General features: G+C 60.2%; 5 protein-coding genes and 1 tRNA gene. All 6 read left to right on the top strand.

Annotated features, from left to right (window positions below):
• Window positions 1-57 precede the first annotated feature (57 nt).
• Window positions 58-246: a 50S ribosomal protein L33 gene (rpmG, locus tag H6718_37090; protein ID MCB9591079.1), complete on the top strand. Its 189-nt coding sequence runs from the start codon at window positions 58-60 to the stop codon at window positions 244-246.
• 12 nt (window positions 247-258) lie between these two features.
• Window positions 259-331, top strand: a tRNA-Trp gene (locus tag H6718_37085).
• Between the two features lie 81 nt (window positions 332-412).
• Entirely contained in the window at window positions 413-1,108 is a 696-nt protein-coding gene (gene secE, locus H6718_37080; GenBank protein MCB9591078.1) for a preprotein translocase subunit SecE, read from the top strand.
• A 17-nt stretch (window positions 1,109-1,125) separates the two neighbouring features.
• Window positions 1,126-1,659, top strand: a complete 534-nt coding sequence (nusG, locus tag H6718_37075; protein ID MCB9591077.1) for a transcription termination/antitermination protein NusG — start codon at window positions 1,126-1,128, stop codon at window positions 1,657-1,659.
• Between the two features lie 115 nt (window positions 1,660-1,774).
• Entirely contained in the window at window positions 1,775-2,224 is a 450-nt protein-coding gene (rplK, locus tag H6718_37070; protein ID MCB9591076.1) for a 50S ribosomal protein L11, read from the top strand.
• 78 nt (window positions 2,225-2,302) lie between these two features.
• Window positions 2,303-2,787, top strand: a 485-nt coding sequence (gene rplA, locus H6718_37065; GenBank protein MCB9591075.1) for a 50S ribosomal protein L1, incomplete at its 3' end; no start/stop codon positions are given.

Below are 2,787 nucleotides of genomic sequence, written 5' to 3'. Positions count from 1 at the left end.
TATTCGTGAAGGCGGCCGCACCGTCGGCGCCGGTGTCGTCACCAAGATCGTCGAGTGATGTCAGCCCGCGCGGCGGGCCCCAAAAAGACCCAAAAGGCGAGGACGAATATCGTCCTCGCCTGTTCGGTCTGCGGAGCTCGAAATTACAAGAGCACCAAGGCCCGCCGTGAAGGCGCTGAGATGCTGCAGCTCAAGAAATTCTGCAGCGCCTGCAACGCCCACACGCTGCACATCGAATCGAAATAGAGCGCAAAACACAGGGGTATAGCTCAGTTGGTAGAGCAGCGGATTCCAAATCCGCAGGTCGGGAGTTCGAGCCTCTCTGCCCCTGCCGCCTCAAGAAGGGCGGCTAGCCGCCTCAAAACGGCCACCGCCTCCAAGTCAGAAAAGTCGCAGGAATCGAAAGTCTCCAATGGCCAGCAAGGAAAAAGAACGCGAAGCCGAGGACGTCGAAGAGACGGAAGGTGGAGACGCGTCTGACGAGGAGCTCGACCAAGACCTGGACGACTCCGGCGACGATAGTGACGACTCGGACGATGACGACTCGGACGATGACGACTCGGACGATGACGACTCGGATTACGAAGGCGATGACGAGGCCGAGGCTTCCGGTGACGACGACGTAGTCGATGCCGAGTTCGAGGCAGCAGGCGAGGAGGAGACCGAGGAAGAGGATGACGGTGAGTCGCCTGCCAACCTCGGGACCACGCGCTACGTACACGCAGCTCTCTTTTCCGCAGGGATCCTGCTTGCGTACATCGCAGGCAAGCTCCTCGGGGGCTTGTGGAACGTGCTCGCCGAGTGGCCAGCAGCCGTCGACGCTGTCCCGCAGTTGCTCGCCTACTCCGAGGACGATCGTCCCACGTTCACAATGGCGGCCGGCGCGGTCATTGGAGCGATCACGATCATCCAGATCTACCGCAAGCCGCACATCCGTGCTTGGGCGGACGAGGTCGCTCAGGAGCTAACCAAGGTCACCTGGCCCAATCGAGAGACTGTGGCCAACGGAACCATCGTCGTGGTCGTGGCTAGCATCATCGCAACTGTCTACATCGCAGTGCTCGATCGCTTCTGGGGCTTTGTCACTTCTTTGGTCTACGGGGTGTGAAGATGGAAACCGAAGCGATGGCAAGCAAGAAGTGGTACGTGGTCACGACCTACTCGGGCTACGAGAACAAGGTCAAGCTGGCCCTGCAGGAGCGCATCCGGCAGTTCAAGGTCGAGGAGCAGTTCGGCGAGATCCTAATCCCCACGGAAACGGTCACCGAGCAGACGAAGGACGGCAAGAGCCGCGTCAAGACCAAGACCAGCTTCCCGGGCTACGTGTTCGTCGAAATGGACATGAACGAGCACGCTTGGCACATCGTCAAGGACACGCCCAAGGTCACTGGATTCATCGGCAACCAGAAGCCGCAAGAGGTGAAGCCGCCGCACATCGAAGAGGTCCGCAAGGGCATCAGCGAAGGCGCGGTCAAGCCCAAGCCCCGTCACCAATTCCAAGAGGGTGACGAGGTCCGCGTCATCGTCGGCGCGTTCGCAAACTTCTCGGGGACGGTCCAAGAGGTCAAACCCGATAAGCAGAAGCTCAAAGTCATGGTCAGCATCTTTGGGCGCCCAACTCCTGTTGAGCTCGACTTCAACCACGTGGAGAAGCGCTAGCTCAAGCAAGGCGACTCGAACGACGCACCACACCACGGTGCTCCAGTCATCGCGCTGTCAATGGCAGAGCCGACTGTGAAAGTGGGAGTCCGAGAGACGCGAAAGGTTCGGATAAATGGCAGCAGGTAAGAAAAAGGTCACAGGCTTCATCAAGCTGCAGCTGCAGGCGGGTAAGGCCAACCCGTCGCCCCCCGTTGGTCCCGCGCTAGGTCAGCACGGCGTCAACATCATGCAGTTCTGCAAGGACTTCAACGCGCGTAGCGCGAAGCTCGGCGACACCATCGTGCCCGTCGAGATCACGGTCTTCGCAGATCGCAGCTACACCTTCATCATGAAGTCGCCGCCGGCGAGCGTCCTCCTCAAGGAGGCGATCGGCCTGCGTGCGACCGGCAAGCCTGGCACCGGTTCCAAGGAGCCCAACAAGCAGAAGGTTGGGAAGATCACCTGGGACCAGGTCAAGCAGGTCGCCGAGACCAAGATGAAGGACATGAACGCGACGGACGTCGAGGCAGCGGCCCGCACGATTGCAGGCACCGCACGCTCGATGGGCATCGACGTAGTGTGAACAGTTACTGGCGCGTCACTCGCGGTTTGAGTTCGCTCGAGCAGCAAGGGGCGTAGCCCAGGAGTCGAAAGACGAAATATGCCGAAAACACCTAAAAAACGCGTGAAGGCGCTCGAGAAAGTCGATCGTCAGAAGCGCTACACCCTGAGCGAGGCAGCTCAACTAGTTAAGGATGCTGCCTATGCGAAGTTCGACGAATCTGTCGATGTCGCCGTTCGCCTCGGGGTCAACCCCAAGCACGCCGATCAGATGGTCCGCGGTGCTCTCGTCCTGCCTCACGGCACCGGCAAGAGCATCCGGGTTCTCGTTTTCGCCAAGGGCGACAAAGAACGAGAAGCCACTGAAGCCGGCGCTGACTTCGCGGGTGCAGATGACCTCGTAGCGAAGGTGCAAGGCGGATTCATGGACTTCGATCGCGTGATTGCGACGCCCGACATGATGGGCGCGGTCGGTAAGCTCGGCCGCATCCTCGGGCCTCGTGGTCTCATGCCAAACCCGAAGGTCGGTACCGTGACCTTCGACGTCGCCAATGCAGTCAAGGAAGCCAAGGCCGGCAAGGTCGA

It is taken from the genome of Polyangiaceae bacterium, from assembly GCA_020633205.1.
GTDB lineage: Bacteria > Myxococcota_A > Polyangia > Polyangiales > Polyangiaceae > JAHBVY01.
The sequence above is the reverse complement of the archived record's forward strand: the minus strand, read 5'-3'. Positions and strand labels throughout refer to the sequence as shown.